This is a genomic window from Rhodococcus sp. 27YEA6 (assembly GCF_044908235.1).
In the GTDB taxonomy this organism is placed as follows: Bacteria; Actinomycetota; Actinomycetes; order Mycobacteriales; family Mycobacteriaceae; genus Rhodococcus_F; species Rhodococcus_F qingshengii.
In genome coordinates, this window is record NZ_JBIYCY010000002.1 from 639,989 (window position 1) to 665,772 (window position 25,784).

Consider the following 25,784-nt stretch of genomic DNA (forward strand, 5'->3'; position numbering starts at 1 on the left):
GGAGCCCCCATGTCTGCCTCTGTTGCAGTCGGTCTGATCGGCGCTGGATGGATCGGCCGTTTCCACGGCGAGTCCGTCGCGCTGCGTATCCCCGGCACCCGTCTCGTCGCCGTCGCCGATCCTGCGCCCGGCGCTGCGGCGTCGTTGATCGAACGTGTCAGTCCCGACGCCCGCGCGTACACCGACGCCCTTGAGCTGATTGCCGATCCGACCGTCGAAGCGGTGCTCATCAGTACGCCCGCATCAACTCACACCGATCTCGTGGTAGCAGCAGCGGAGGCCGGCAAGCATGTCTTCTGCGAAAAGCCGATGGCTTTGACACTCGAGGACGCCGATCGCGCAATCGGCGCATGCGCCGCGAACAATGTTGCGCTGCAGGTCGGTTTCAACCGGCGCTTCGCCGCCGACTTCGCCGCGGCACACGACGTGATCACCTCCGGTGGGATCGGGACACCGCAGCTACTTCGCTCTCTGACTCGCGATCCGGGAATCACCGCCGACGTCGCCTCTCGAGTCAAGCCGTGGACGATCTTCAACGAGACACTGATTCACGACTTCGACGCCCTGCTCTGGCTCAACCCGGGGGCACGCGTCGTCGAGGTGTTCGCGCAGGCCGATGCTCTCGTCCATCCGCAGTACAAGGAGCAGGGGTACCTCGATACGTCGATGGTTCAGTTGCGGTTCGACAACGGCGCCCTCGCGTCGGCCGAGGCCAACTTCCAGGCCACCTACGGTTACGACGTTCGCGGCGAGGTTTTCGGTTCCGGTGGAATGGTGAGTGCAGGCGAGGTCACGCGGACCGCGATGCGTCATTACAGCTCACCGGGCGTTCTGGCCGACACACCTCGGGTGAACATCGAACTGTTTCACGACGCCTATGTTGCCCAGCTGGCGCACTTCGCAGACTGCATCCTCTCCGGCAGCGCGCCGTCGGTCGACGGTCTCGATGCTCGCAACGCCCTGGAAATCGCACTGGCTGCAAAAGAATCCGTGGAAACCGGACTGCCCGTATCGCTGCTGTCGGTGCCGCAGTGAGCCCCTTCGATTTGGCGGTCTCTGCCGAGATGACGTTCACCGAACTCCCTGTCGTCGAACGCATTCGGCGGATCTCGGAGGCGGGGTTCGCAGCCGAGATCTGGAGTTGGCAAGACAAGGACCTCGATGCTCTGGTCGCCACCGGGGCTCGGTTCTCCTCGATGACCGGCTATCTTCACGGCGATTTGTTCGATGAAGCGGGCAGCGCCGAACTCGTACGTACAGCGGCGCTATGCCTCACGCCGGCAGCGAAACTCGGCGTTCCTCGGCTGAACTTCCATACCGGCGAGCTGATCGACGGACAGGCCGCGCGCCCGCAGTATCGAACTACGGGAGCGATGTGGCTGACGGCCCAACGCGCTCTCGAGAAGATCGCGCGACTGGGTGAAGACGCCGGAGTCGTCTTCTGCCTCGAGAATCTCAATACGATCGTCGATCACCCCGGCGTACCGATGGCCCGAGCCAAAGACACTCTGGCACTGGTGGAATCCGTCTCACACCCCAATCTCAAGATGATGCTCGACCTCTACCACGCACAGATCGGCGAAGGAAACCTCATCGAACTCGTGCGGCGTTGTGGTGACAACATCGGGGAGATTCAGGTGGCCGACGTACCCGGCCGATGCGAACCCGGAACCGGCGAGATCAACTACCCAGCCATCGCACGCGTTCTCGCCGAGCAGGGTTACACCGGCACGATCGGATTGGAGGGCTGGGCATCCGGAGACAGTGACACCGCACTCACTGCTTTCCGGAACGCCTTCACTCTCTAACTCTCACCCAGGAACGTGATCCCGTCGTAGCGCGCAGATCTTCCGTCACCGGTCGAGTCCACGGGGAGCGCTTCCTGAGGTCTTTTTGATGGATTTCAGGGGTAGTTTCGATGGCTTTTCCTTGGCAGTCTTTGAGTCACAGCACATCGTGAACTCCGCAGGAAGGCCCCCGAATGACTCCAGCACTGACCGACCACACCGTGCCGTTCGCGGGTAGGTTGCACCGAGAAGACTGCAACATCGACGACCTCGCCGCTTTGGTCGCGCACCGCACAGACCTCGCCGAATACCCATACGCCCATTCAGTGGCCGACGGGGTTCTTCTGTACCACTCGGCAGCATTGGTCGAGCAATCGTCGAATCCAGAAATCCGGGCCGAGATCCAAGACGAGATCGCCCGGGCGTTACTCACCGGCCCCGGCATCACAGTCTTTCAGGGCGCGTTCGACGCGGAGATACTGGATCGCGCCAGCGAGATCTTCCGGCAACTCATTGCGCGCCAACACGAATCCGGCGCGACGTCCGGGGATCACTTCGCCAAACCCGGAGCCAATGACCGGATCTGGGGAGCACAACTGAAGTTGGCGCTCGAAGATCCCAAGGCTTACGTCGACTACTACGCAAACAGCATTGTCGCTTTGGCTTCGGAAGCCTGGCTCGGCCCCATGTATCAGGTGACGTCGGACGTCAACGTCGTCAATCCCGGTGGCGCCGCACAGAATCCACATCGCGACTACCACCTCGGTTTCATGTCGAGCGACGTCGCTGCGAAGTTCCGAGCGCACGTTCATCGCTTGACCCCCGCCCTCACCTTGCAAGGTGCAGTCGCCCATGTGGACATGCCGGTCGAGACGGGCCCGACGAAATATCTGCCTTACTCCCAACAATTCGAATCCGGATACCTCGCGTTCGAGCGTCCCGAGTTCAAGGAGTTCTTCGAGGCCAATTACGTCCAATTACCTTTGGAGAAGGGAGATGCCGTCTTCTTCAACCCTGCACTGTTCCACGCCGCCGGGCACAACAAATCCGCCGACGTCCTGCGCATGGCAAATCTTCTTCAGGTGTCGTCAGCCTTCGGTCGCGCCCTCGGAACCATTGACCGGGAGGCGCTCGTCAACGCGATCTATCCGGCACTGCTCGCCCTCAGCGAAGCAGGTTCCGACGAGTCCGTTCGCTGTGCCGTCGCCGCTTCCGCTGAGGGCTACGCCTTCCCGACCAATCTGGACCGAGACCAACCGATCGACGGCCTCGCGCCTCAGACGCAGGCCGAACTAGTGATGGAGGCGGTTCGCGAGCGGATCTCGCCTGACCATCTGGCCGAGTTGCTGAAGGCACAGTCCGAGAGACGAATGGCCTGAGGGACGACAGCGCTGACGAGACTTGGACCGCCCAATGCCGGTCAGTCGGTACGCTCGTGGCATGGGGTGGGACTTGTTAGTGCTGTTCGCCATGATCGGCCCGTTGGCGGTGTTCGGGTGGGCGGCTGTTCGGGCAAGGCGCCGCGGGCTTGGGGGGTCGTTCGTCGGGCCGTTTCAGGAGATGTTCGATCCCGGTGCGGCGCGAGCACAGACTGTCATCGAACAGATCGCGGAACTTCCGGATCCTGCGGGCTCCGGCGACCCGGACAACGACGACGATGTGCCGTACACAGTCGCCTACGAGGGTGTTCGGCTCCACATCAACCCCGGTAAGGCTCGACAGCGCGGAGGCGACGGGACCACCAAGCGAGCTCAGTGAAAGTCGGACCGGATACAACGCGAGGGAGAACTGGTTCAGTCAGGGCCGGCGAAGTTGATAGGTGACACCGTTCTCCAACTCATCTGAGCTGAAGGACTCCGGAGAGAAGTGGCCCAAGCTCACCTCATAGTTTCTCTGGTTTGCGGGGACGGCATCAAAATGTGCGGTGTAGGAGCAGGTGCTCATTCCGTCGGGAAGTTGATCGATTGCCTCGACCTCGAGTGCCGACCTTGTGGATGCAGCGCCGCTGCCCCCGAAAATCTGAATCTGGTCGTTCGGAGCAACACGAATCATGTCGATCACGCACTCTCCAGAGACCGTCTCGGCCTGCTCTGCCTGACCGGTCACCGTTATCGTGGCGGCAAAGGTTTTCGGCACATCGACATTGGTCGTGCAGCTTGTCAGCATCAGCGCTCCCACAGAGCCCGCTGCCGCAGCCGCAACCTGTGCTGACCTTCGCCTCATAGTCGTCAACGGTAGTGCGTCCGAGTCGCCACGGTGCTCGGTTGCCGAATCCGAAGAGTCACACGGGGCCCGTCGCCGGCCGGCCGAACCACGTGGACAGCTGAGTATCCAACTCCGCCTGCGAATCCCCGACCCATGCCACATGACCGTCCGGCCGAAGCAGGACAGCCGGAGCGTCCAATTCAGTGCTTGTGTCAACGATGTGGTCGGCGCGATCGCTCCAACCATCGACGGACAGTTGGCCACCCTGGTCGAGAAGAAGTCCGCGGCCGGATCGCATCAGGTCGTACAGGTTGCCGCGCGTCAACGCGATGTTCCGCAGCCGCCGACCGAGTAGGTCGTCACCTTCGCCGAAGTCGTAGCGAATCGAGATCGCAGTGATCTTCTCGGTCAGATAACGCATGACGTCTTCGAAGTCCATCAACTCGGAGATCAAGCGTCGCACAGCTTGTGGACCGGCTGCGGTGGAGATCAGCTCCGCCTGCGCGCGCGTGTTGTCGAGAACGTCGGCAGCCACCGGACGCCGTTCCGATTCGTACGTGTCGAGCAGGACGTCCGGTGCCCAGCCGTTGATCTCTGCGGCGAGCTTCCAGCCGAGGTTGAAGGCATCTTGGACACCGAGATTGAGGCCTTGTCCGCCCATCGGTGGGTGGATGTGTGCGGCATCGCCCGCGAGGAACACCCGGTCGCGCCGGTAGTGCTCCGCCAGACGGGTGGCGTCACCGAAGCGCGAGAGCCACCGCGGTGAGTGCACACCGAAGTCGGTGCCCGCAATGGCCAGTAGCTGTTGCTTGATGTCGTCGAGGGTGGTGGGAACCGCGCGACCGTCGGCAACTTCGGCCGCGGGTACCACGACGCGAAAAGCACCATTGCCGGCGGGACCGACTCCGAATCGTTTGTGCGTTTCCCGGATTTCGGCGACAACGGCGGCCAGTTCATCAGCCGGCATGGTCACGTCCATTTCGCCGATCAACGTGTCGGCGCTCGACGGCTCGCCGGGAAACCCGACGTCGATCAGCTTCCGAACAGTGCTGCGGCCGCCGTCGCAGCCCACGAGATAACGCGCGTGAAGTGTTGTGCCGTCGGACAATTCCGCTGTGACGCTATCGGTGTCTTGACGGATCGCGACGACGCGCTTCCCTCGCTGAATGTCCGCACCGACTTCGGTGGCATGTTCGGCAAGAATCCTGTCGATCTCGGGCTGAGGAATGCCCAGTACGTACCCGTGCGCAGTATCGAGGTGCGCCGGTGCCGGTTTGCTGATCCCCGCGAAGAATCCACCGAGCGGATATTTGCGGCCGTGCGCGAGGAACTTGTCCAGCAACCCGCGCTGCTCCATGATTTCGATGCTGCGCACATGGATGCCGAGGGCACGGACGAACTGAGTCGGCTCCTCGTCCTTGTCCACGACGACGACATCGACGCCCTGCAGCCGGAGCTCACCTGCCAGCATCAATCCAGTTGGTCCAGCACCGACAATGATGACGTCACTCATGCGATCCCCTCCTTCGGGCAAGGCTTTTGCTTGCTCGCAGCAGACGAGTGTGCACCATCACCGGGGCCTTGCCGCAAGCCCCGGGTCCCGCGTTATGATGAAGGTGGCGGAAGACGCTTCATCATCGGCGCACCAACACCACAGCACCTGCATCGCGTGGGAGCCGCCAACTCTCGATCACCGTCGGCACCAGCATGGCCCCGAGAACACCCAGCGTCAGAGAAAACGGCACTCCGCCGCTCAGATCCCCCGACTCCGCCAACGGTGTGCAGAGCGTGATCACCAACGCGGACAGTGCAATACCCAGACCGGATGCCAACTCTTGCAGCGTTGCATGCAGAGTATTGGCATCGGTCAGCTCACCCGAGTCGACGTCGGCGAACGCCAAGCTGTTGTACGCGGTGAACCCGATGGATCGCAACGCGCCACTGACAAACAGTGCGACAGCGATTACGACGTCCGGTGTCGTCGACGAGATCAGTACCAGCGCACCGAAGCACACCACCGACAGAACTCCGTTTCCCACCAGAACTAGTCTGATCCCGAACCTGCGCATGAGCGGAGTGGTGAGCGGTTTGATCGCGATATTCCCCGCGAACAGAGCCATCACCAGCAGACCGGCCTTGAACGCCGACATTTCGAATCCCACTTGGAACAACAACGGCAGCACAAACGGCACGCCCATGATCACGAGCCGGTACAGCGAGCCGCTCGACGCGACGAGCCGAAACGATCGAAGTCGGAGGACGCCGAGCGCGATGAGCGGATGATCCGACCGGACGAGGTGAATGACGGCCAAGCTCAACAAGATCAGAGCCGCAACGATCCCGAGGCACACTCTTAGCCAGTCGGTTCCGGCACTGTGCACGTTATCGAGCGCCACGACAAGCACTGCGACGCCTGCTCCGATCACCACCAATCCCAGCCAGTCAAGGCTCCGTTTCTGCGTTTGCCGAATGTCGGGCACCATGCGCAATGCCAGCAGAAACCCGACGATCCCGATCGGAACGTTGATCAGAAAGATCCAGCGCCACGAAGCGATCGACACGATGGCTCCACCCACAGCGGGCGCAAGAACCGGCGCTGTGAGCGCCGGCCACGTCAAGTAAGCGATAGCCCGTACGAGTTCCGCCTTCGACGTCACCCGCAATACTGCGAGCCGCCCTACCGGCACCATCATGGCGCCGCCTACCCCTTGTAAAGCACGCATTCCCACCAGCATCGGGAGGGAGGTGCTCAGTGCACATCCCACCGATGCCACCGCGAAAACGGCTATGGCAGAGATGAAGACACGTCGCGTTCCGAATCTGTCGGCCATCCATCCGCTCGCCGGGATCAGGACGGCCAACACCAGGAGGTACGAAGAAACGGCGACATTGACGTCGACGGCATCAACTCCGAAAGATTGGGCGATCGACGGCAGTGCCGTTGCGAGAATCGTCGCGTCCAGCATCTCCATGAACAGCGCTGCTGCCACGAGCAGCGCCAGTCCGCGGGGAAATGTCACTGCACCAGAGCCTTTCGGAGGAGCTGTCGATCAGCCGAGAGAAATCCAGCTGCCGGAGGTCACCGAGGCGACCATCGCGTCCAGAGCCTGTGCGGACGCGACTGCATCAGCGATGGTCGCGCCCTGCGGCGCTCCGTCCACGATCGAGGCGATGAAATTGCGAGCCTCGATCACTTTCAGGTCGTCGTAGCCCATCGCGTTGGCCGCGCCAGGCTGGAAGCGGCCGAACTCACCGGACTCGGGGCCGACCAGAACCGTCGTGACGGATTGGTCCTGGTACTTCGAGCCGAGGCTGGTGCCCAGTTCACCCATCCGCCGGTAGTCCCAGAACACGGCACCTTTCGTGCCGTGAATCTCGAATCCGTAATTGTTCTGCTCTCCCACGGCGACGCGGCATGCTTCGAGGGTGCACCGGCCACCCGACCCGAGGCGCAGCAGTGCGCTGACGAAGTCTTCGTTCTCGACAGCCCCCATCTCCCCACCGCTGGCCCGCGCATGTCCACTGGTAGCGGCGGACGGACGCGCACGCTCCGGGATGAAGATCGCAGTATCCGCAACGAGAGCGTCGACGTCACCGAGAAGATAACGAATCAGATCGATGCCGTGCGAAGCCAAATCGCCCAGGACGCCGGCGCCGCCGCGCTCACGCTCGTATCGCCAACTCAAAGCACCTTCAGGGTGGGCCGCATAGTCGCTGAGGAAACGAAAACGCGAGTGCGTGATCGTGCCCAACTCCCCTGAGTCGATCAGGCTCTTTGCCAGGGCCACAGCCGGCGCGTTTCGGTAGTTGAAGCCGACGGTCGACTGCACACCGGCCTTCGAGACTGCTACGGCAACAGCTTTGGCGTCTTCCGTGGACAAGCCGACGGGCTTCTCGATCCAGATGTGTTTGCCGGCCTCTGCCATTGCGACGCCGATTTCACGGTGCAAGAAGTTCGGGGCCGTGATGCTCACCGCGTCGATGGCCGGATCGGCTGCGATATCGCGCCAATCCTGGGTGAAAGCTTCGAAACCGAACTGGTCCGCTGCTTCCTCCCCTCTGCCAGGCACCTCGTCGGCGACGGCGGCCAGGCGGATCACGGGAAGCTGCGGATAGTGCTGCCGCAGACGCAGATACGCCTGCGTGTGGACGCGGCCCATCCATCCGAATCCGGCAACTGCTACTGAAATGCCTGTCATGAGGCTCCGTTCGGGTCAAATGATCGAAGGATCGCAGAAATGCTGGGATCACAAATCACCCCCACTGACTCGGTCAGGCGGGTACTCGTGTCACCGGGATCGAGATCTAGCGGTCGACCACGGTGGTGTCGAAGTAGTAACGCGACGCTCGGTAGCAGTGGCTGCCGTACTCGACGGCGCTACCTGAATCGTCAAATGCAGTGCGGCTCATGGTCAAGAGGGCAGCACCCACTTTCTCGTCGAGCAATCCTGCTTCTTCGCGAGTCGCCGCCCGAGCGCCGATTCGCTGCCGCGCGACACGGATGTGAACGCCGCGAGTTCGCAAGGTTTGGTACAGCCCCTGCGTCTCCAACTCCTCGGGATCGGGTGCGATGTCCACCGGAATGTAATTGGTCATCACGGCAAGCGGTTCGCCGTTGGTGCTTCGCAGACGCCTGATGGTGGCCACTTCGGCGTCAGGTTCGAGGTTGAGTTCCGCGGCAACGTCCTCGGCGGGAACTCCCACCGTGAACTCGAGCAGCTTGGTCGTCGGCGCCTGGCCGGCCCTCGCAAGGTCGTCGAACAGGCTGGTGAGCTCGACCGGGCGGTGCACCGGACTTTGCACCACCTGTGTTCCGACTCCCCGCTTACGAACAAGTAGTCCCTTGTCCACCAGTTCCTGGATCGCGCGTCGAGTGGTCGGACGTGAGAGATTGAGCCGTTTGGCCAACGCCAGTTCGTTCTCGAAGCGATCACCTGGGGCAAGTTCGCCACCGAGAATAGCGCCCTCGATTGCCTGTGCCAGCTGAAAATACAGCGGCACCGGGCTCGAGCGGTCCAACTCGACGGCGAGTGCTGCGACCACGGCCAACTCCGATCTGTCTTGGGAAGGCGCCGTATCGACGCTACTTCTCTCGGCAGTGTATGCGAACACTAACATTCACTTGACCGCAAGTCATAATGTCCAGACAAACTATTGACAATCGCTGTGTCGCGGCGCACAGTTTCAGTCATACATCGGTGCCCTGCGTGGGCAACCCACCACGAACTCTCGGGAGTCAGTTTTGACAAGCATCAACACTCACCAGAGCGGGTCACACATCCCTGACGCACCCTTCGACGTGCTTGCCATCGGCCGATCGGGTGTGGACATCTACCCACTTCAGACCGGTGTCGGACTCGAGGACGTCGAGACGTTCGGCAAGTTCCTCGGCGGCAGCGCAGCCAATGTCTCGGTGGCGGCTGCACGCCTCGGCCGGCGAGCAGCACTGATCTCCGGCGTAGGCAGCGATCCTTTCGGGAAGTTCGTCACACGCGAGTTGGCACGTCTGGGCGTCGACAACAGGTTTGTCGTCACCAATTCCGAGTACCCGACACCGGTGACGTTCTGCGAGATCTTCCCTCCTGACGACTTTCCGCTGTACTTCTACCGCAAGCCGCATGCGCCCGATCTTCGGATCACCCCGGAAGACATCGACCTCGACGCCGTTCGAACAGCGTCCCTCTACTGGTCGACTGTGACGGGGCTGTCCGAAGAACCGAGTCGCAGTGCACACTTCGCGGCCTGGGAAGCCCGCGAACGACGCCCGCTGACGGTCCTCGATCTGGACTACCGCCCGATGTTCTGGTCGACGCCCCAGGAAGCAACCACTCAGGTGCAGCGCGCTCTGGCGCACGTGACAGTAGCCGTCGGAAACCGCGAAGAGTGCGAGATCGCGGTCGGTGAGACCAATCCGAACAAGGCCGCCGACGCGCTTCTCGACCTCGGCGTCGAACTGGCCATCGTGAAGCAGGGCCCGAAGGGCGTACTCGGCAAAACGCGAAAGCAGTCGATCACCGTGCCGCCCAACGCCGTCGACGTGGTCAACGGGCTGGGAGCAGGCGACAGCTTCGGCGGATCACTGTGCCACGGACTGTTGGCCGGGTGGCCGCTGGAGAAGGTACTGCGGTACGCCAACGCGGCCGGCGCGATAGTCGCAGCTCGGCTCGAATGCTCCACTGCGATGCCGACCGCCGAAGAAGTCCACGATCTCGCCGAAGCCACAGCCACGGAGGCAGTCAATGTCTGACAAGCTCGCCGCCCGCCCCCTCGCCACCACCTACGCCGAAGTGACGGAACTGCGTGCGAGCGATCCGCAGATCATCGAAAAGGCCTGGGCAGCGCGAACTCCTCGCGCCACTGTTCGAGGCAATGGTCGACTGATGATCGTCGCTGCCGATCACCCGGCCCGTGGGGCACTGTCTGTCGGTGGCAAGCCGACAGCGATGAACAGTCGTACAGATCTGCTCGACAGATTACGCACTGCGCTCGACAACCCCGGAGTCGACGGCGTTCTCGGCACCGCGGACATTCTCGACGATCTGCTCCTCCTCGGCGCCCTCGACGACAAGGTCGTCTTCTCGTCGATGAACCGCGGCGGCCTGGCAGGCGCAAGCTTCGAACTCGACGACCGCATGACGGGATACACCGCGGCGGGCACCGCGAAGTTCGGAATGAACGGCGGAAAGATGCTGCTACGCATCGCACTCGACGACGCGGGCACACTGCCCACCATGACGGCATGTGCCGAAGCCGTGGACGAACTGGCCGCGGCCGGACTGATCGCGATGCTCGAGCCGTTTCTCTCCAGTCGCGTAAACGGCAAGGTGGTCAACGATCTCAGCCCTGACGCCGTCATCAAATCCATCCACATCTCCCAAGGTCTCGGCTCCACCTCGGCGTACACGTGGATGAAACTGCCGGTCGTCGACGAGATGGAACGCGTCATGGATGCGACCACCCTCCCGACGCTCCTGTTGGGCGGCGATCCGCAGATCGCGCCGGAAGAAACGTACGCAAAGTGGGACGCTGCACTTCAGCTGCCGTCCGTGCGCGGACTGATCGTCGGACGCGCGCTGCTCTACCCACCCGACGGCGACGTCACCGCGGCCGTCGACACCGCAGTCAAGCTCGTCCACTAGAAGCGACCTGGCAGGAGCAAGATGTTCAGCAAGTACTACGTCCCCGCCGGATCGTCCGCCGACGGTGATTTCACGACAGTGGTCACGCCGGAGTCCGCCGGGTGGACCGAATCCAGCTTGTGGACACTCGAACTCGCCCCTGGCGCTGACGTCCACCTGCAGTCCGGCGATAACGAGATCATCGTCGTTCCACTGGCGGGTTCGGCCGTGGTTGTTGCCGAGGGGACGGAGATTCCCCTCACTGGCCGCGCATCGGTTTTCGACGGCCCGAGCGATTTCGCGTACGTAGGACGCGACGCCGACTACTCGGTCAGCAGCGCTGACGGGGGCCGCTTCGCTCTGTGCGGAGCACGCGCCGGCGCAAAGCTCCCCCATCGATACGGTCCCGCATCAGGAGTTGCGGTCGAGCTCCGCGGTGCCGGGAACTGCAGCCGACAGGTTCACAACTTCGCCACCGCAGACACCTTCGAGGCCGACTCCATCATCGCGTGTGAGGTCATCACCCCCGGCGGGAACTGGTCGTCGTATCCCAGCCACAAACACGACGAGAACAGCGACGTCGAATCGGCCCTGGAAGAGATCTACTACTTCGAGATCGACAGAAGCCCCACCGGGACCGAAGGTTTCGGCTACCACCGCGTGTACGGAACCGCCGAGAGACCTATCGAAGTGCTCGAGGAAGTCCGCTCGGGCGACGTCGTTCTCGTGCCGCACGGCTATCACGGCCCGTCCATCGCAGCGCCGGGCCACCACATGTACTACCTCAATGTCATGGCAGGTTCGGGCGAGATCCGGGCGTGGAACATCTGTGACGATCCGCAACACACCTGGCTACGTGGAAGCTGGGATCACCAGGACATCGACCCTCGACTGCCGTTGCAGTCCCACAACTGACGGAAGTGAAAGCTGTGGCACCCACCAACAACGCAACCGGCAATCGTCCACCTCGCGACGAGCCGACCGTATACCTCACCGTTTCTCAAGCTGTCGTCCGCTTCCTCGCCAACCAGTACACCGAACGCGACGGCCAGCGCACCAAGCTGTTTGCCGGCTGCTTCGGAATCTTCGGGCACGGGAACGTCGCCGGGTTGGGGCAGGCACTCTTGCAGGCCGAGATCCAGGATCTCGACGCCGGCCGTGAGCCGACACTCCCCTACGTGCTCGGCCGCAATGAACAGGCGATGGTGCACTCGGCTGTCGCGCACGCCCGCATGAAGGACCGCCTGCAGACGTGGGCGGTCTCGTCCAGCGTAGGCCCCGGTGCCACCAATATGATCACCGGCGCGGCACTGGCCACCATCAACCGTCTACCTGTATTACTCCTTCCCGCAGACACTTTCGCGACCCGCGCCAGTGCCCCCGTCTTACAGGAACTCGAACTCCCGTCGAGCGGCGACGTCACAGTCAACGACGCTTTCAAACCCGTCTCACGATACTTCGATCGGGTATGGCGCCCGGAGCAGTTGCCGAGCGCTCTGCTCGCCGGGATGCGCGTTCTCACTGATCCCGTCGAGACCGGCGCGGTCACCATCGCCATCCCGCAGGACGTGCAGGCCGAGGCTTTCGACTGGCCCGAGTCCTTCTTCGCCGAACGGGTGTGGCACGTGGCCCGCCCGCTGCCCGAACGATCGGTGATCGAACGCGCCGCCGCGATCATCCGCTCGGCTCGCAAGCCACTGATCGTCGCCGGCGGCGGCGTGATCTACAGCCAGGCCACCGACTCTCTGGCAGCGTTCTGCGCGCAGACCGGAATCCCCGTGGGGCAGAGCCAGGCCGGCAAGGGTTCATTGGTCTACGACCATCCACAATCCGTCGGGGCGGTGGGGTCCACCGGCACTACGGCTGCAAACGCACTGGCCACCGAGGCTGACGTCGTCATCGGAATCGGTACGCGGTACAGCGATTTCACGAGCGCGTCCCGCACCGCGTTCACCAATCCCGACGTTCGCTTCGTCAACATCAACGTCGCATCACTGGACTCCGTGAAGCAGGGCGGAGTCAGCGTTGTCGCCGACGCACGTGAGGCACTCGACGCGCTGGCACTTGCACTGAACGACTACTGGGTGGACGACGAATATGCGTCCAGGATCGGTGACCTCGCTCGCGATTGGGATGCGATCGTCGAATCCGTCTACAACCCAGCCGAATCCGCTGCCGACGGGTCACTGAATCAGAATCAGGTGATCGGCCTGGTCAACACGCTGTCCGATCCACGTGACGTCGTGGTGTGCGCTGCCGGGTCCATGCCGGGTGACCTCCACAAGCTGTGGCGAACCCGTGATTCCAAGGGGTATCACGTCGAATACGGGTACTCGTGCATGGGATACGAAGTTGCCGGCGGTCTAGGCGTCCGCATGGCGTGCCCCGATCGCGACGTGTTCGTGATGGTCGGCGACGGTTCCTATCTGATGATGGCCACCGAATTGGTCACCGCCGTACAGGAACGCCTCAAGGTCATCGTCGTCCTGGTGCAGAATCACGGATTTGCCTCCATCGGTTCACTGTCCGAGTCGCTGGGTTCCCAGCGCTTCGGCACGCAGTACCGCTACCGCTCGAATGACGGACGTCTCGACGGAGGGGTTCTCCCGGTCGATCTGGCCGCGAACGCCGCCAGCCTCGGTGTCGACGTCATCCGCGCCAACACCGCTGCAGAGTTCGCCGACGCGATCAAGGTTGCCAAAGCAAGCGACACCAGCACCGTCATCCACGTCGAAACCGATCCGCTGATCGGCGCCCCGGACAGCGAATCCTGGTGGGATGTACCGGTATCGGCCACCTCCGAACTGGAGTCCACCAAGAAAGCACGGACAACGTACGAGTCCTGGAAGAAGATCCAGCGACCGTACCTCCGTCCATCCGAATGAAAATTCCGCACAACCACACCCCATAAAGCTTGCCCGCGAAAGGAATCTAGACATGAGCGCGATTCGCGTCGGATCAGCCCCCGACTCCTGGGGCGTGTGGTTTCCGGACGATCCACAGCAGACCCCTTACACACGATTCCTCGACGAGGTATCCGCGTCGGGATACGAATGGATCGAACTCGGCCCGTTCGGATACCTTCCGACCGATCCAGCCAAGTTGACGGACGAACTCGGCGCCCGCGGCCTGAAGCTTTCGGCCGGTACCGTTTTCGAACACCTGCACCAGGACGATTCCTGGGATGCCGTCTGGAATCAGATCAAGGACGTCGCCAAGTTGACCGCAGCCGTCGGCGGCAAGCACGTGGTGGTCATCCCTGAGATGTGGCGCGACCCTTCCACCGGAGCGGTACTCGAAGACCGCAATCTGACGCCCGAGCAGTGGCGTAAGAAAACCGACGGCATGAACGCTCTCGGGAAGGCAATGCTCGAGGAGTACGGCGTCATGGCGCAGTACCATCCTCATGCCGACAGTCACGTCGACATCGAAGACAACGTCTACAAGTTCCTCGAAGGGACCGACGAGCGTTTCGTGAATCTGTGTCTCGACACCGGCCACATCAGCTACTGCGGCGGCGACAATCTCGCAATTATCAACAAACATCCGGAGCGCATCGGGTACCTACACCTCAAACAGGTGGATCCGGCGATAGTCGCCAAGGTTGAGGCGGAGGACCTGCCGTTCGGTGAGGCCGTCAAACTCGGTGCCATGATCGAACCGCCGCGCGGAATCCCCGACATGCCGCCGCTTCTGGAGGCCATCGAGAAGCTCGGCATCGACGTGTTCGCGATCGTCGAGCAGGACATGTATCCCTGCCATCCCGACACACCGCTGCCCATCGCAGCGCGCACTCAGAAATACCTGTCCACCTGTGGCGTCCCCGCCGTCCGTTTCAACTGAGCAACACAATCGAGGAGTACCACCGCATGTCTGACAACCAGGATCTCCGGATCGCAGTGCTCGGCGTCGGCATCATGGGGGCCGATCACGTCGACCGCATCACCAACAAAATCGGCGGTGCCCGCGTCACCGTCGTCAACGACTACTCTCTCGCCCGCGCCGAGGAAATCGCAGCACTGACGCCAGGGGCGCGCGTCGTCGTCGATCCGTTCGATGCCATCGCAGCCGAGGACGTCGACGCCGTTGTTCTCGCAACCCCGGGCCCGACCCATGAGAAGCAGGTTCTTGCCTGCCTCGAAGCGGGCAAGCCTGTTCTCTGCGAAAAGCCGCTGACCACCGACGCGGACAGTTCGCTCACGATCGTCAAAGCCGAAGCAGCGCTGGGAAAAAGACTGATCCAGGTTGGTTTCATGCGCCGGTTCGACCACGAATACACCCAGCTCAAGGATTTGATCGACAGCGGCGATCTCGGTCGCCCTCTCGTTGTGCACTGCGCTCACCGCAATCCTGCGGTTCCGAACGGCTTCGACAGCGCGATGATCGTCAAGGACTCACTCGTCCACGAGGTCGACGTGACACGATTCCTGCTCGACGAAGAGATCACCTCGGTGCAGATCATCCGACCGGCCGCGAATTCGCTTGCTCCCGAGGGCATTCAAGACCCACAGATCGCGATATTCGAGACCGAGTCCGGTAGACACGTCGACGCCGAGGTGTTTGTCACCACCGGAGTTGCCTACGAGGTGCGCACCGAAGTTGTCGGCGAACTCGGAAGCGCGATGATCGGACTCGACGTGGGACTGATCCGAAAGACCAAGCCCGGCAACTGGGGTGGGCAGATCACCCCAGGATTCCGCGAACGCTTCGGGCAGGCCTACGACACCGAGTTCGCCCGGTGGATCAAGGCAGTGAAGACGGGCGCCGGCACCGGCAACTACATCGACGGACCAGGTGCCTGGGACGGGTACGCCGCGGCCGCTGTCTGCGCCGCCGGTGTGAAGTCTCTGGAGACGGGTCAGCGCGTCGTCGTGGACATGGTTGCGCGCGACTCTGTGGCCGGAGCTTAGCGATGAAGGTCGCACTCGACCCCACACCTTTCCATCACGATTACTCACTACTCGAGCTACCCCGAGTTGTTGCCGATCTCGGGTACGAGTACCTGCAGCTCACACCGCACGTCGACATGATCCCGTTCTTCAATCACCCGAAAGCCGACGACGCGCTCGTCACCGAGTTCCGGAAGGCCTGCGCGAGTGCGGGAGTCGGCATCGCGTCGGTGCTCCCGGTCCTTCGGTGGTCCGGCCCGGACGAGGACGCTCGCGAAGCAGCCGTGCGCTACTGGAAGCGGGCCATCCAGATCACGGTCGATCTCGGTGTCAACGTCATGAACACCGAATTCTCCGGCCGCCCCGAAAAGGCCGAAGAGTCCGAGCGTGCGTTCTATCGTTCGATGGAGGAACTGGTTCCGATCATCGAACGCGAGGGAATCGACGTCCTGATCGACCCCCACCCGGACGATTTTGTCGAAGACGGACTAGCCGCGATCCGCACGATCCGTGGTGTGAACTCCAAGAACCTCGGCATGGTGATCGTGGCGTGCCACCAATTCCACATGGGTGGGGACCTTCCCGCCATCATGGAGGCCGCCGGCGACATGGTCCGACTCGTTCACGTGGCGGACACCATGGATCATCACCGTTCCCACGGACTGCGCTACATCACCAACCCGCCAGGCAATGCCGTTCGAGTGCATCAGCATCTCAAAATCGGTGACGGAGACGTCAACTGGGACGAATTCTTCGGCGGTCTCGGCAAACTCGGCTTCTACGAACGTGAGAACACCGTGATGGTGTCGAGCGTCTTCGCCGAGAACGAAAACGCGCACGAGGTTTCCCGGTACCAGCGCGAGACGATGAACGACTACGTCGCCAAGTACACCTCCCCGAACTCCTGAGTCACCAGACCACTAGGAAATACCATGACCAGCACTGATACTCGCGTCATCGCGCACTGGCTGGACGGCAAGCCGTTCGCCGGAACGTCCGAGGACACCGCCACCGTCACCAACCCCGCCACCGGACAGATCACCGGCCGACTGGCCCTGGCGAACCTCGAGGACGCCCGCGCTGTCATCGACGCGGCTGCGGCGGCCTTCCCCGCCTGGCGTGACACCTCACTGGCCCGGCGCACACAGGTACTGTTCAGCTTCCGCGAACTCCTCAATGCTCGCAAAGGTGAACTCGCCGAGATCATCACAGCCGAGCACGGCAAGGTTCTCTCCGACGCCCTCGGCGAAATCAGCCGCGGGCAGGAAGTTGTCGAATTCGCTTGCGGAATACCGCATCTCCTCAAGGGCGGATACACCGAGAATGCATCGACCAAGGTCGACGTCTACTCCATCCGCCAACCCCTCGGCCCCGTCGGCATCATCTCGCCCTTCAACTTTCCCGCGATGGTCCCGATGTGGTTCTTCCCGGTCGCCATTGCCGCCGGGAACACCGTGATTCTCAAGCCCTCGGAGAAGGACCCCACCGCCGCGATCTGGCTCGCCGAACTCTGGGCCGAAGCCGGTCTGCCTCCTGGTGTCTTCAACGTCCTCCAAGGTGACAAGCTCGCCGTCGACGAACTTCTGGAAAACAAAGCAGTCAAAGCGATTTCGTTTGTCGGATCCACCCCCATCGCCCAGTACGTCTATGCCACCGGCACCGCCAACGGCAAACGCGTGCAAGCACTCGGCGGCGCCAAGAACCACGCCATCGTTCTGCCGGACGCCGACCTCGACCTCGCCGCCGACGCAATGGTCAACGCGGGATTCGGCTCCGCGGGCGAACGATGCATGGCGATCTCCGCCCTGGTCGCAGTCGGCGACATCGCCGACGAACTGGTTGCCAAGATCGTCGAACGCACCACTCCCCTCGTCACCGGTGACGGCACCAAGAACTCCGACATGGGTCCGCTCGTCACCAAGGCCCATCGCGACAAAGTCGCGTCCTATGTCGATGCCGGCGAGAAGGACGGTGCCACGATCGTGGTCGACGGACGCACAGTTCAGGCCGATGGTGGACCGGACGGCTTCTGGCTCGGGCCCACCCTCATCGACCACGTCACCACCGACATGTCGATCTACACCGACGAAATCTTCGGACCTGTCCTGTCCGTCGTGCGTGTCGATACCTACGACCAAGCCCTCGAACTGATCAACAACAACCCGTACGGAAACGGCACCGCCATCTTCACCAACGACGGCGGCGCTGCCCGACGCTTCCAGAACGAGGTGGAGGTCGGAATGATCGGCATCAACGTCCCCATCCCGGTTCCCATGGCCTACTACAGCTTCGGCGGCTGGAAGAACAGCCTCTTCGGTGACACCCACGCTCACGGGACAGAAGGTGTTCATTTCTTCACGCGAGGTAAAGCCGTCACCAGTCGCTGGCTCGACCCCAGCCACGGCGGAATCAACCTCGGATTCCCCGAGAACAGTTAGCCGGCAAGACATCTGTGGCCGAGACTCTCGAAGAGTCTCGGCCACAGATGTTTTCGAGAGGTCTACGTGACCGTGGGGTGGTACGTCAGTACTTGAACTCCGGATTCGTACCGACGATCGTCCTTCAACTCGAGGACGATCTTGTCGGCCGATTCGGGGAACACTCTCCCGCCGGACCCGAGAATGACCGGGAAGACCATCAGACGAAGCTCGTCGACCAGACCGGCCAGCAACAACGCGTGGACGAGCGTCCGACTTCCCGCGACCAGGATCTCGCCGTCGATCTGCTCCTTGAGCTTCGGGACAGATTCCTCGATGGGACCGTCGAGCGCCGTCGAGTTGTTCCATTCGAGCGGTTCGGTCGAACTCGTGACGACGTACTTGGGCATCTCGTTCATCTTGTCCGCAAAGCCTTGGTCGTCCTCGCGCTCGGGCCAGGCACCGGCGAAGCTCTCGTAGGTCCGCCGCCCGAGCAGAAGGACGTCCGCGGCGAGGGTTTCGTCGAGTTTGAACTTCATCTGATCGCCCTCCTGGTACGGAAAGACCCATCCAGTGTGCGCATAACCCGGTTCGCCACCGGGAGCTTCCATCACCATGTCCAAGGACACGAATTCTGTCACCACGATCTTGCCCATACCGATCCCCTGTCGTCAGTGCGTGTGCGCCATTCGAGTAGCCGACTACCCCACTGTTACAGACTCTGCGTGGTGGTGGAACTCATCGGCGGCGATCGTCCACTATGACCGATGTACAAACCGAATCGCCTGTTTTCGATCCCTCTGCTTGCGTGGCGATTCGGACGTTCCCTCACGTTCGCATACCCTCGTATATCGATGATGTGGCGTCGAAAGTGTGCAGTGGCAGTAGCCGGAACAGTGCTCTCAGGGAGCATTGCGTTTACCGGTGTCGTAGGGACCTCGGGAGTGGCCGGCGCCCAACCGGCCCCGCCGCCCACCACCACCGAAGCGCCGTTCACAACACCCAACACCGACAGCTGCCCGTTCACGAGTAGCCCGGCACCGGCGATCGATCTCTCCGAAGCACCCGCGCCCGGATCCACGGCCCCGACTGCTGTCCCGATTCCGGAAAGCCCCGTCGGTGGAGACAAGCTCGGCGAGTGCGGTGTTGTGCTCCCTGACGGCGCTCCCCCGCTCCCGGCCGACATCGCGGCATCAGGATGGGTACTCGCGGACGCCGAAACCGGCGAGGTCCTCGCCGCCAAAGATCCGCACGGTCGCTACCGCCCGGCCAGCACCATCAAGATGCTCTTGGCTCTTGTCGCGCTCGACGAACTCGATCTCGACACCGAAATCACCGCAACGGCCGAAGACGCGGACGCTGAAGGTAGCGCTGTCGGCATCGGCAAGGGCGGCAAGTACACCAACCGGCAACTGATGCAGGGTCTGGTCATGGCGTCGGGAAACGATGCCGCGCATGCTCTTGCCCGCCAACTCGGCGGTGACGCTGCAGCCGTGTCGAAAATGAACGCGCTCGCGGCCGAACTCGGCGCCCTCGACACTCGCACGGCAACTCCATCCGGACTCGACGGCCCGGGGATGAGCAGCTCGCCGTACGACCTGGCCGTGATTTTCCATACCGCCCTGCAGAATCCGACGTTTGCCGGTCTGATCCATACCGAGACCGTCGAATTTCCCGGCTTCCCCAAGGATCCGACGATTCCCGACGATCAGGACCGCCCCGGATTCACTCTCGCCAACGACAATCAGCTGCTCTACAACTACGACGGCGCATTGGGCGGCAAGACCGGCTTCACCGACGACGCCCGCCACACGTATGTGGGTGGCGCGGAGCGTAACGGCCGGAAACTACTGGTGACATTGATGGGCGGCGAAGCCAAGCCGATCCGTCCGTGGGAACAAGCTGCCCGTCTACTCGACTACGGATATGCACTCCCCGCGAGCACAACCGTCGGCTCGTTGACGGACCGATCCACCGACGATGCCTCGCCCGAGGTCACTCGCACACCGTCTGCCGCTGCACCAGGCTCGATCTCGGCTGCACCCACCGCTACCGACGCCGAATCCGACACCACTGACCGCATACTCATCGGTGCGGTCGGCGGAGTAGTGGTGATCGCGCTGGTGGCGGGAGCCGTTGCCCTCAACCGTCGGAGGCGCTAGCGCGGCCGACGACGCATGAAGCCCGAAAGACCCAGGCCGGCAACCGCACCCGTGGCGATCAGCGCAGCCACGCGAGACGGTGAAGCACCGTCACTGACAACGATTCGCGGCGAGATCACGGCGGGATCCGGCGGCGGAACGAACGCCAGGGCCATACTTTCCTTGGTCGTCGCCGCCCACGCCGTGCAGAACAGCAGCATCCGTGACGCCGTGAACACGAACACGAGCAAACCGATGATCGGACCGAATGCCACGCCCGCTGGTCCGTTGGTGACGGCAGCGAGGTAGATCGCACCCACCTGCTTGAAGATCTCGAACACAACTGCGGCGATAAGCGCTGCCTGCGCAGCGCTACGCAGCGTGACAGGCTCGCGCGGCAGCCGGGCGATCACCCACAGGAACACCGCCCACGTCGCCAGGAGTGAGAGCAACAGTGAAATGACTCTGAGCCCCACGCCGACACCGGTGATGTTCTCGAGGTTGAGCCATTTCACGATCTGAGTCGCAACCGGCCCACTGCTCAGCGCCGACATTCCCAGTGAGACGACCATGGCGAGAGCCAGACCGACGAGGGCCCCCGCGTCACCAAGTTTGGTACGTACGAAACCCTTCGGCTCGCGCTTGCTCTCCCACATCGCCGTCAGCGCGTCGCGAACGTTTGCCATCCAACCGAGACCCGCGTACGCGGCACCCAGGAGGCCGAAGATTCCGACGCTCGCGCGCGAGTCGATGGCCGAATCGATCAGCGTGTTGATGGTGTCACCCAAGCTGCCCGGAATGCTCTTGGTGATCTGCTCCTGAATCGACTCCAGGTACTCGGGATGCCCGGCCAATACGAAACCGGCCACTGCAAACGCGACCATCATGATCGGAATCAACGCGAGAACGCTGAAGTACGTGATACCAGCAGCGTAATAGTCGCCTTTTTGCTCTTGAAACCGTCCGGCCGCGCGAACCAGATGATCGAGCCAGGGTCGCGCTGCCCGTTGCTTCTCGAGGAAGCTCGGTGCGTCGTCGTCCGTGTCAGCCATTGCCGTCCCCCTCATGTTCGGTCAGGCGTCGTGAGTCCGAATTCGCGTAAGTCAGCCCTTCGGTGCCAGGAATCCGACCTTGTCATAGACAGCGGCGAGAGTGCGTGAAGACACCTCACGGGCGCGGTGCGCTCCGGCCGCGATGATGCGATCCAGCTCTGCCTCGTCGGCAAGGTAACCGTCGACCTTCGCCTTGAGTGGGGTGACGAACTCGGTCAGCACGTCAGCGGTATCGGTCTTGAGGTCGCCGTACCCCTTGCCCTCGTAACCGGCCACCAGAGTCTCGATCGGTACTCCCGAGAGAGCCGACTGAATGGTGAGCAGGTTGCTGACGCCCGGCTTGGCCTGCGGGTCGAAACGAATCTCGCGCTCGTTGTCGGTGACGGCCGACTTGATCTTCTTCGCCGACACCTTCGGATCGTCGAGCAGATTGATCAGTCCGGCCGCACTGGCAGCGGACTTGCTCATCTTCGCGGTCGGATCCTGCAGGTCGTAGATCTTTGCCGTGCCCTTGATGATCTGCGGCTCGGGAACGACGAACGCCTTGCCGTAGCGGGTGTTGAACCGTCCGGCCAGATCGCGTGCGAGTTCGAGGTGCTGACGCTGATCCTCACCCACGGGGACTCGCTGCGGGCGGTACAGAAGGATGTCCGCGGCCATCAGAACCGGATACGTGAACAAGCCGACACTGGCGTTGTCGCTGCCTTGCTTGGCGGACTTGTCCTTGAACTGCGTCATACGGCTGGCTTCACCGAAACCGGTGATGCAGTTCAGGACCCACGCCAACTGTGCGTGCTCGGGAACCTGACTCTGTACGAACAGCGTCGCCCGATCCGGATCGATCCCCACCGCAAGGAGCTGAGCGACCGCAACCTTGGTGCGACGACGCAATTCCTTCGGGTCCTGCGTCACCGTGATGGCGTGAAGATCCGGAATGAAGTAGAAAGCGTCGAAATCGTCCTGCAACGGAACCCACTGCTGCAGCGCACCCAGGTAGTTGCCGAGGTGGAAAGAATCCGACGTCGGCTGGATTCCGGAAAGCACGCGAGGCTTTGCGGTGGGCTTCTGTTCTGCAGGGGTCGACATGGTTCCGATCTTTTCACGAGTGGAAATCAGTGCAGTGGCGTGGTGCCCGGGTAGTCGAGTTCGACGAGGTCTTCACCGTGGGCGGTGAGGTCCTCCGCACCGAACTGGTAGACGGTCCGGAAAACGACGGGTTCCCATTCTTCGGCGTAGAAGTCCATCGTTTCGCAGAACCACTCCAACTGATCCTGTTGCTCGGACAGTAGAGAACCCGCGCCTCGGACCACAACTACATATCCGGCGCCGAGTCCGAGGACGTCGTCGAGATCGCGCATGACATCGTCGAAAGCGTCTTTATTTCGCCCGAAGTGGGACGGAAACTGGAAGGCTGCCGCAAACTCGTCGAAGACCTGCGCCGTTGTCCGCATGTTCTCTCCGCGAACCACCCGAACGACAAAATTCTCGGCACGGAGTTGACGTGCAAGATCATCTGCAACGGCCGGGTCGCTCTGCAGCGCCACCGAAGCCACATCCGAAGACGGATCCAGCCACTGCGCCACGCTGACCGTAGACGAATCGGACATCAGCGAATCCTCACAAACGTGTCGTAGTGATCGAGGGTGTACCACGCCGAACCGTCGTTGCCGGTGACGATTCGCTCGGCGTCGCGTCCTTGGCCGTTCTTCTTCGGGTTCACGTCCCATTCCTGATAGACGACACGTCCGCCACCGGCACCGACAGCGGGCAGACGGCCTTCGCTGTTGCGGAAGGTGATGCCGCCCTTGGTGCCCGGCGCATTGGCGGAATCCGGCCACCGCCCGGCGTCGATCTCCACCAGCGTGGCGAGAACCCGCGCCGGCACATCGCTGTTCGTCTGCTGCGTTGTCTTGACAGCGGAGCTCGAGGGCACGGAACTCGACGGCGCAGCCTTGGTGGTAGCACCCGGCTTGGCTTGAACAGTCGAGGACTGGGCACTCGAGGACTTCGTCACCGACGACGCCGAACTGTCGGAGTCACGTGAAGAAAGGGTGACCGCCAGTACGAGCGCAACCACCGCCACCACGACGGTGATGATGGCGTTGCGCGTCTTTGCGCTCGGCATTTTCAGACCTTCAGACATACGCGTCTCTATCGGTACGAGACGGTGACAGGCGCATGATCCGACCAACGGAGGTCGTAGGACTCAGCGCGTTCCACGAGCGCGACCTTGGCCCGCTCGGCGTATCCGCGAGTGGCAACCTGGTAATCGATACGCCAACCCGAATCGTTGTCGAATGCCTTTCCGCGGTACGACCACCACGAGTACGGGCCCTCGACACCCGGATGGAGGGTGCGGAAGACGTCCACCCACGCGGAATCTTCGGCGAACAGCAGATCCATCCAGGCGCGCTCCTCGGGGAGGAATCCCGAAGACTTCTTGTTGGTCTTCCAGTTCTTGAGGTCGAGTTCGGTGTGCGCGATGTTCCAATCGCCGCTGACCACCACGTGACGATCGGCAGCCTCGGCCGCCGCAGCGGTGGTAGCGAGGTGAACTGCGAAGGATGCCATGAACCGCTCCTTCTCCTCCTGCTTCGGCGTGAGCGCCTCACCGGAGGGCAGGTACAGGCTCGCGACGGTCAGATCCGCGAAGTCGGCTTCGATGTATCGACCGGCGTCGAGAAACTCGTCGTCCCCGTGACCGATCCGCACCGCGTCCGGTTCCGTGCGTGAGAGCACCGCGACTCCGTTGCGTCCCTTCGCGGACGGCTCGGCGGAGACCAGGAACCATCCGTTGCCGAGTGCCGGCTCGAGAGTCTCGCGAAGCTGATCGTCCGACGCACGCGTTTCCTGAAGGCAGATGAAATCCGCCGACGTCTTCTCCAGCCAGTCGAGCATGCCCTTGCGGGCAGCTGCTCGAACGCCGTTGACGTTCACGGACGTGATGGTGTGGGGCGCAAGAATGTGGGAGTCAGCAGTTTGTGGCACGGCAAGCACCGTAGCCGATTCCACCGACGCGGATGGGCGCCCAGGTCAGCGCGCGGCCCTACGCTGCAGAATCACCGCTACCGCCAGCACGACGAGACCCGCGACGGCCAGCAACGACCCCACCGCTGCCGGCGCGGTGTACCCGTAACCGGCTGCGATGACGACGCCGCCGATCCACGCTCCGAAGGCGTTGGCGATGTTGAGTGCGGCGTGATTGAGAGACGCGGCCAAGGTCTGAGCATCCTCGGCGACATCCATCAACCGTGTCTGGAGGCCAGGCACCATCGACGACCCGGCGAGCCCGATGAGGAAGACGAAGATCAGTGCCGTGTACGGATTGCGCACGGCGATCACGAAGACCGCGAGGATCACAACGAGGGATCCCATCGACAGGAACAAGCCCTTCATCAGTGCGCGATCCGCGAGGTATCCACCGACGAAGTTGCCGGCCACCATGCCCAGTCCGTACAGCATGAGTGCGAGGGGAATGAACGAAGCGCCAAGCCCGGACACGTCGGTGAGAGTCGTACTGATGTAGGTGTAGACGGCAAACATCCCGCCGAATCCGACCATGCCCACGATCAAGGTCATCCACACCTGAACGCGGCCCAGTGCCCCGAGTTCGGTGATCGGATTCGTCACCGGCATACCGTCCAACCGCGGAATCCAGACGAACAGCGAAGCAACCGTTGCCACTCCGATCACCGCAACCAAGGCAAAGGCGCTGCGCCAGCCGAGTGCCTGGCCGATCCAGGCCGCGACCGGCACACCGATCACGTTGGCCACGGAAAGACCCATCATCACCATCGCGACGGCCTTCGCGCGTTTTCCCGGTTCGGCCAGGTGAGCTGCGACCAGTGCGGCGACTCCGAAGTAGGCGCCGTGCGGCAATCCGGCGACGAAGCGGGCCATCATCAGCGTCGTGTACGAGGGCGCGAAAACCGAAGCGGCATTGCCGACGGTGAACGCGACCATGAGTGCGATCAACAGGGTGCGGCGCGGAACCCGTGCGGTGAGTGCAGCGATCAGTGGAGCACCGACGACAACCCCGAGCGCGTATGCCGAGATCACGTGGCCCGCGATGGGTTCCGAGACACCGAGCCCGGTTGCCATTTCCGGGAGCAATCCCATGGCGACGAACTCGGTGGTGCCGATACCGAAACCGCCGAGGGCAAGAGCGAGCATCG

25 protein-coding genes are annotated in these 25,784 nt (G+C 62.6%); 13 read left to right on the forward strand and 12 right to left on the reverse strand.

Going from position 1 to position 25,784, the window contains the following annotated elements:
• Positions 1-9: 9 nt before the first annotated feature.
• From ABH939_RS09430 to ABH939_RS09445, 4 genes are all read left to right on the forward strand, one after another.
• On the forward strand, positions 10-1,035 hold the full coding sequence (locus tag ABH939_RS09430; RefSeq protein ID WP_234551620.1) for a Gfo/Idh/MocA family oxidoreductase: 1,026 nt from the start codon (positions 10-12) through the stop codon (positions 1,033-1,035).
• Positions 1,032-1,808: a TIM barrel protein gene (locus tag ABH939_RS09435; RefSeq protein ID WP_080726629.1), complete on the forward strand. Its 777-nt coding sequence runs from the start codon at positions 1,032-1,034 to the stop codon at positions 1,806-1,808. Before ABH939_RS09430 ends, ABH939_RS09435 begins: the two co-directional genes overlap by 4 nt.
• A 173-nt stretch (positions 1,809-1,981) precedes the next feature.
• Complete coding sequence (locus ABH939_RS09440) at positions 1,982-3,166, forward strand: phytanoyl-CoA dioxygenase family protein (RefSeq protein ID WP_404649570.1); 1,185 nt, start codon at positions 1,982-1,984, stop codon at positions 3,164-3,166.
• A gap of 61 nt (positions 3,167-3,227) precedes the next feature.
• A complete protein-coding gene (locus tag ABH939_RS09445; RefSeq protein WP_404649571.1) occupies positions 3,228-3,545 on the forward strand; it encodes a hypothetical protein in 318 nt (105 codons plus the stop codon).
• A gap of 39 nt (positions 3,546-3,584) precedes the next feature.
• On the opposite strand, the gene ABH939_RS09450 is transcribed toward ABH939_RS09445, so the two are convergent.
• From ABH939_RS09450 to ABH939_RS09470, 5 genes are all read right to left on the reverse strand, one after another.
• Positions 3,585-4,010, reverse strand: a complete 426-nt coding sequence (locus ABH939_RS09450) for a hypothetical protein (RefSeq protein ID WP_100245418.1) — start codon at positions 4,008-4,010, stop codon at positions 3,585-3,587.
• Between the two features lie 58 nt (positions 4,011-4,068).
• A complete protein-coding gene (iri, locus tag ABH939_RS09455) occupies positions 4,069-5,505 on the reverse strand; it encodes a rifampin monooxygenase Iri (protein ID WP_285181824.1) in 1,437 nt (478 codons plus the stop codon).
• A 121-nt stretch (positions 5,506-5,626) separates the two neighbouring features.
• On the reverse strand, positions 5,627-7,012 hold the full coding sequence (locus ABH939_RS09460; RefSeq protein WP_083954658.1) for an MFS transporter: 1,386 nt from the start codon (positions 7,010-7,012) through the stop codon (positions 5,627-5,629).
• A gap of 30 nt (positions 7,013-7,042) precedes the next feature.
• Positions 7,043-8,191 (reverse strand): Gfo/Idh/MocA family protein, encoded by a 1,149-nt coding sequence (locus ABH939_RS09465; protein WP_404649572.1) that lies wholly within the window; start codon positions 8,189-8,191, stop codon positions 7,043-7,045.
• A 106-nt stretch (positions 8,192-8,297) separates the two neighbouring features.
• On the reverse strand, positions 8,298-9,035 hold the full coding sequence (locus tag ABH939_RS09470; protein ID WP_003941006.1) for a GntR family transcriptional regulator: 738 nt from the start codon (positions 9,033-9,035) through the stop codon (positions 8,298-8,300).
• Positions 9,036-9,234: 199 nt separating this feature from the next.
• Between ABH939_RS09470 and iolC the strand changes: the two genes are divergently transcribed.
• From iolC to ABH939_RS09510, 8 genes are read left to right on the forward strand one after another with little or no spacing between them, the layout of a single operon-like run.
• The gene (iolC, locus tag ABH939_RS09475) at positions 9,235-10,239 is read left to right on the forward strand and encodes a 5-dehydro-2-deoxygluconokinase (protein WP_234551610.1); all 1,005 of its coding nucleotides are present in this window, start codon (positions 9,235-9,237) and stop codon (positions 10,237-10,239) included.
• The gene (locus tag ABH939_RS09480; protein ID WP_021332504.1) at positions 10,232-11,131 is read left to right on the forward strand and encodes a hypothetical protein; all 900 of its coding nucleotides are present in this window, start codon (positions 10,232-10,234) and stop codon (positions 11,129-11,131) included. Before iolC ends, ABH939_RS09480 begins: the two co-directional genes overlap by 8 nt.
• A gap of 21 nt (positions 11,132-11,152) precedes the next feature.
• Positions 11,153-12,025 (forward strand): 5-deoxy-glucuronate isomerase, encoded by an 873-nt coding sequence (gene iolB, locus ABH939_RS09485; RefSeq protein WP_030535075.1) that lies wholly within the window; start codon positions 11,153-11,155, stop codon positions 12,023-12,025.
• A gap of 14 nt (positions 12,026-12,039) precedes the next feature.
• Positions 12,040-13,995 (forward strand): 3D-(3,5/4)-trihydroxycyclohexane-1,2-dione acylhydrolase (decyclizing), encoded by a 1,956-nt coding sequence (gene iolD / locus ABH939_RS09490; protein ID WP_404649573.1) that lies wholly within the window; start codon positions 12,040-12,042, stop codon positions 13,993-13,995.
• A gap of 52 nt (positions 13,996-14,047) precedes the next feature.
• Entirely contained in the window at positions 14,048-14,953 is a 906-nt protein-coding gene (locus ABH939_RS09495; protein WP_007727370.1) for a sugar phosphate isomerase/epimerase, read from the forward strand.
• Between the two features lie 26 nt (positions 14,954-14,979).
• On the forward strand, positions 14,980-16,020 hold the full coding sequence (locus ABH939_RS09500; RefSeq protein WP_007727372.1) for a Gfo/Idh/MocA family protein: 1,041 nt from the start codon (positions 14,980-14,982) through the stop codon (positions 16,018-16,020).
• 2 nt (positions 16,021-16,022) lie between these two features.
• A complete protein-coding gene (locus ABH939_RS09505; protein ID WP_217018652.1) occupies positions 16,023-16,907 on the forward strand; it encodes a sugar phosphate isomerase/epimerase family protein in 885 nt (294 codons plus the stop codon).
• Positions 16,908-16,931: 24 nt separating this feature from the next.
• On the forward strand, positions 16,932-18,437 hold the full coding sequence (locus ABH939_RS09510; protein ID WP_003941032.1) for a CoA-acylating methylmalonate-semialdehyde dehydrogenase: 1,506 nt from the start codon (positions 16,932-16,934) through the stop codon (positions 18,435-18,437).
• 62 nt (positions 18,438-18,499) lie between these two features.
• On the opposite strand, the gene ABH939_RS09515 is transcribed toward ABH939_RS09510, so the two are convergent.
• Positions 18,500-19,072: a dihydrofolate reductase family protein gene (locus ABH939_RS09515; protein ID WP_003940686.1), complete on the reverse strand. Its 573-nt coding sequence runs from the start codon at positions 19,070-19,072 to the stop codon at positions 18,500-18,502.
• Between the two features lie 198 nt (positions 19,073-19,270).
• Here ABH939_RS09515 and ABH939_RS09520 point away from each other — a divergent pair, with 198 nt between their 5' ends.
• The gene (locus tag ABH939_RS09520; RefSeq protein ID WP_404649574.1) at positions 19,271-20,578 is read left to right on the forward strand and encodes a serine hydrolase; all 1,308 of its coding nucleotides are present in this window, start codon (positions 19,271-19,273) and stop codon (positions 20,576-20,578) included.
• Here ABH939_RS09520 and yhjD read toward each other — a convergent pair.
• From yhjD to ABH939_RS09550, 6 genes are read right to left on the reverse strand one after another with little or no spacing between them, the layout of a single operon-like run.
• Positions 20,575-21,609 (reverse strand): inner membrane protein YhjD, encoded by a 1,035-nt coding sequence (gene yhjD, locus ABH939_RS09525; protein ID WP_050654860.1) that lies wholly within the window; start codon positions 21,607-21,609, stop codon positions 20,575-20,577. The two genes, ABH939_RS09520 and yhjD, sit on opposite strands and share 4 nt — an antisense overlap.
• 51 nt (positions 21,610-21,660) lie before the next feature.
• Entirely contained in the window at positions 21,661-22,695 is a 1,035-nt protein-coding gene (trpS, locus tag ABH939_RS09530) for a tryptophan--tRNA ligase (RefSeq protein WP_003941025.1), read from the reverse strand.
• A 26-nt stretch (positions 22,696-22,721) separates the two neighbouring features.
• Positions 22,722-23,216 carry a barstar family protein gene (locus tag ABH939_RS09535; RefSeq protein WP_030535081.1) on the reverse strand — a complete coding sequence of 165 codons (495 nt, stop codon included), beginning with the start codon at positions 23,214-23,216 and terminating at the stop codon, positions 22,722-22,724.
• Complete coding sequence (locus ABH939_RS09540; protein ID WP_064688996.1) at positions 23,216-23,734, reverse strand: ribonuclease domain-containing protein; 519 nt, start codon at positions 23,732-23,734, stop codon at positions 23,216-23,218. The genes ABH939_RS09535 and ABH939_RS09540 overlap by 1 nt, the downstream gene beginning before the upstream one ends.
• A 26-nt stretch (positions 23,735-23,760) precedes the next feature.
• The gene (locus ABH939_RS09545; protein ID WP_082931376.1) at positions 23,761-24,606 is read right to left on the reverse strand and encodes an exodeoxyribonuclease III; all 846 of its coding nucleotides are present in this window, start codon (positions 24,604-24,606) and stop codon (positions 23,761-23,763) included.
• Positions 24,607-24,642: 36 nt separating this feature from the next.
• Entirely contained in the window at positions 24,643-25,782 is a 1,140-nt protein-coding gene (locus tag ABH939_RS09550; protein WP_075832786.1) for an MFS transporter, read from the reverse strand.
• Positions 25,783-25,784: the final 2 nt, after the last annotated feature.

What these genes read in the sequence shown, in the direction of transcription:
- ABH939_RS09430 (WP_234551620.1), top strand. Translation starts at nt 10, where the DNA reads ATGTCTGCCTCTGTTGCAGTCGGTCTGATCGGCGCTGGATGGATCGGC.
- ABH939_RS09440 (WP_404649570.1), top strand. Translation starts at nt 1,982, where the DNA reads ATGACTCCAGCACTGACCGACCACACCGTGCCGTTCGCGGGTAGGTTG.
- ABH939_RS09445 (WP_404649571.1), top strand. Translation starts at nt 3,228, where the DNA reads ATGGGGTGGGACTTGTTAGTGCTGTTCGCCATGATCGGCCCGTTGGCG.
- ABH939_RS09450 (WP_100245418.1), bottom strand. Translation starts at nt 4,010, where the DNA reads ATGAGGCGAAGGTCAGCACAGGTTGCGGCTGCGGCAGCGGGCTCTGTG.
- iri (WP_285181824.1), bottom strand. Translation starts at nt 5,505, where the DNA reads ATGAGTGACGTCATCATTGTCGGTGCTGGACCAACTGGATTGATGCTG.
- ABH939_RS09465 (WP_404649572.1), bottom strand. Translation starts at nt 8,191, where the DNA reads ATGACAGGCATTTCAGTAGCAGTTGCCGGATTCGGATGGATGGGCCGC.
- ABH939_RS09480 (WP_021332504.1), top strand. Translation starts at nt 10,232, where the DNA reads ATGTCTGACAAGCTCGCCGCCCGCCCCCTCGCCACCACCTACGCCGAA.
- iolB (WP_030535075.1), top strand. Translation starts at nt 11,153, where the DNA reads ATGTTCAGCAAGTACTACGTCCCCGCCGGATCGTCCGCCGACGGTGAT.
- ABH939_RS09495 (WP_007727370.1), top strand. Translation starts at nt 14,048, where the DNA reads ATGAGCGCGATTCGCGTCGGATCAGCCCCCGACTCCTGGGGCGTGTGG.
- ABH939_RS09500 (WP_007727372.1), top strand. Translation starts at nt 14,980, where the DNA reads ATGTCTGACAACCAGGATCTCCGGATCGCAGTGCTCGGCGTCGGCATC.
- ABH939_RS09505 (WP_217018652.1), top strand. Translation starts at nt 16,023, where the DNA reads ATGAAGGTCGCACTCGACCCCACACCTTTCCATCACGATTACTCACTA.
- ABH939_RS09510 (WP_003941032.1), top strand. Translation starts at nt 16,932, where the DNA reads ATGACCAGCACTGATACTCGCGTCATCGCGCACTGGCTGGACGGCAAG.
- ABH939_RS09515 (WP_003940686.1), bottom strand. Translation starts at nt 19,072, where the DNA reads ATGGGCAAGATCGTGGTGACAGAATTCGTGTCCTTGGACATGGTGATG.
- ABH939_RS09520 (WP_404649574.1), top strand. Translation starts at nt 19,271, where the DNA reads ATGATGTGGCGTCGAAAGTGTGCAGTGGCAGTAGCCGGAACAGTGCTC.
- yhjD (WP_050654860.1), bottom strand. Translation starts at nt 21,609, where the DNA reads ATGGCTGACACGGACGACGACGCACCGAGCTTCCTCGAGAAGCAACGG.
- trpS (WP_003941025.1), bottom strand. Translation starts at nt 22,695, where the DNA reads ATGTCGACCCCTGCAGAACAGAAGCCCACCGCAAAGCCTCGCGTGCTT.
- ABH939_RS09535 (WP_030535081.1), bottom strand. Translation starts at nt 23,216, where the DNA reads ATGTCCGATTCGTCTACGGTCAGCGTGGCGCAGTGGCTGGATCCGTCT.
- ABH939_RS09540 (WP_064688996.1), bottom strand. Translation starts at nt 23,734, where the DNA reads ATGCCGAGCGCAAAGACGCGCAACGCCATCATCACCGTCGTGGTGGCG.
- ABH939_RS09550 (WP_075832786.1), bottom strand. Translation starts at nt 25,782, where the DNA reads ATGCTCGCTCTTGCCCTCGGCGGTTTCGGTATCGGCACCACCGAGTTC.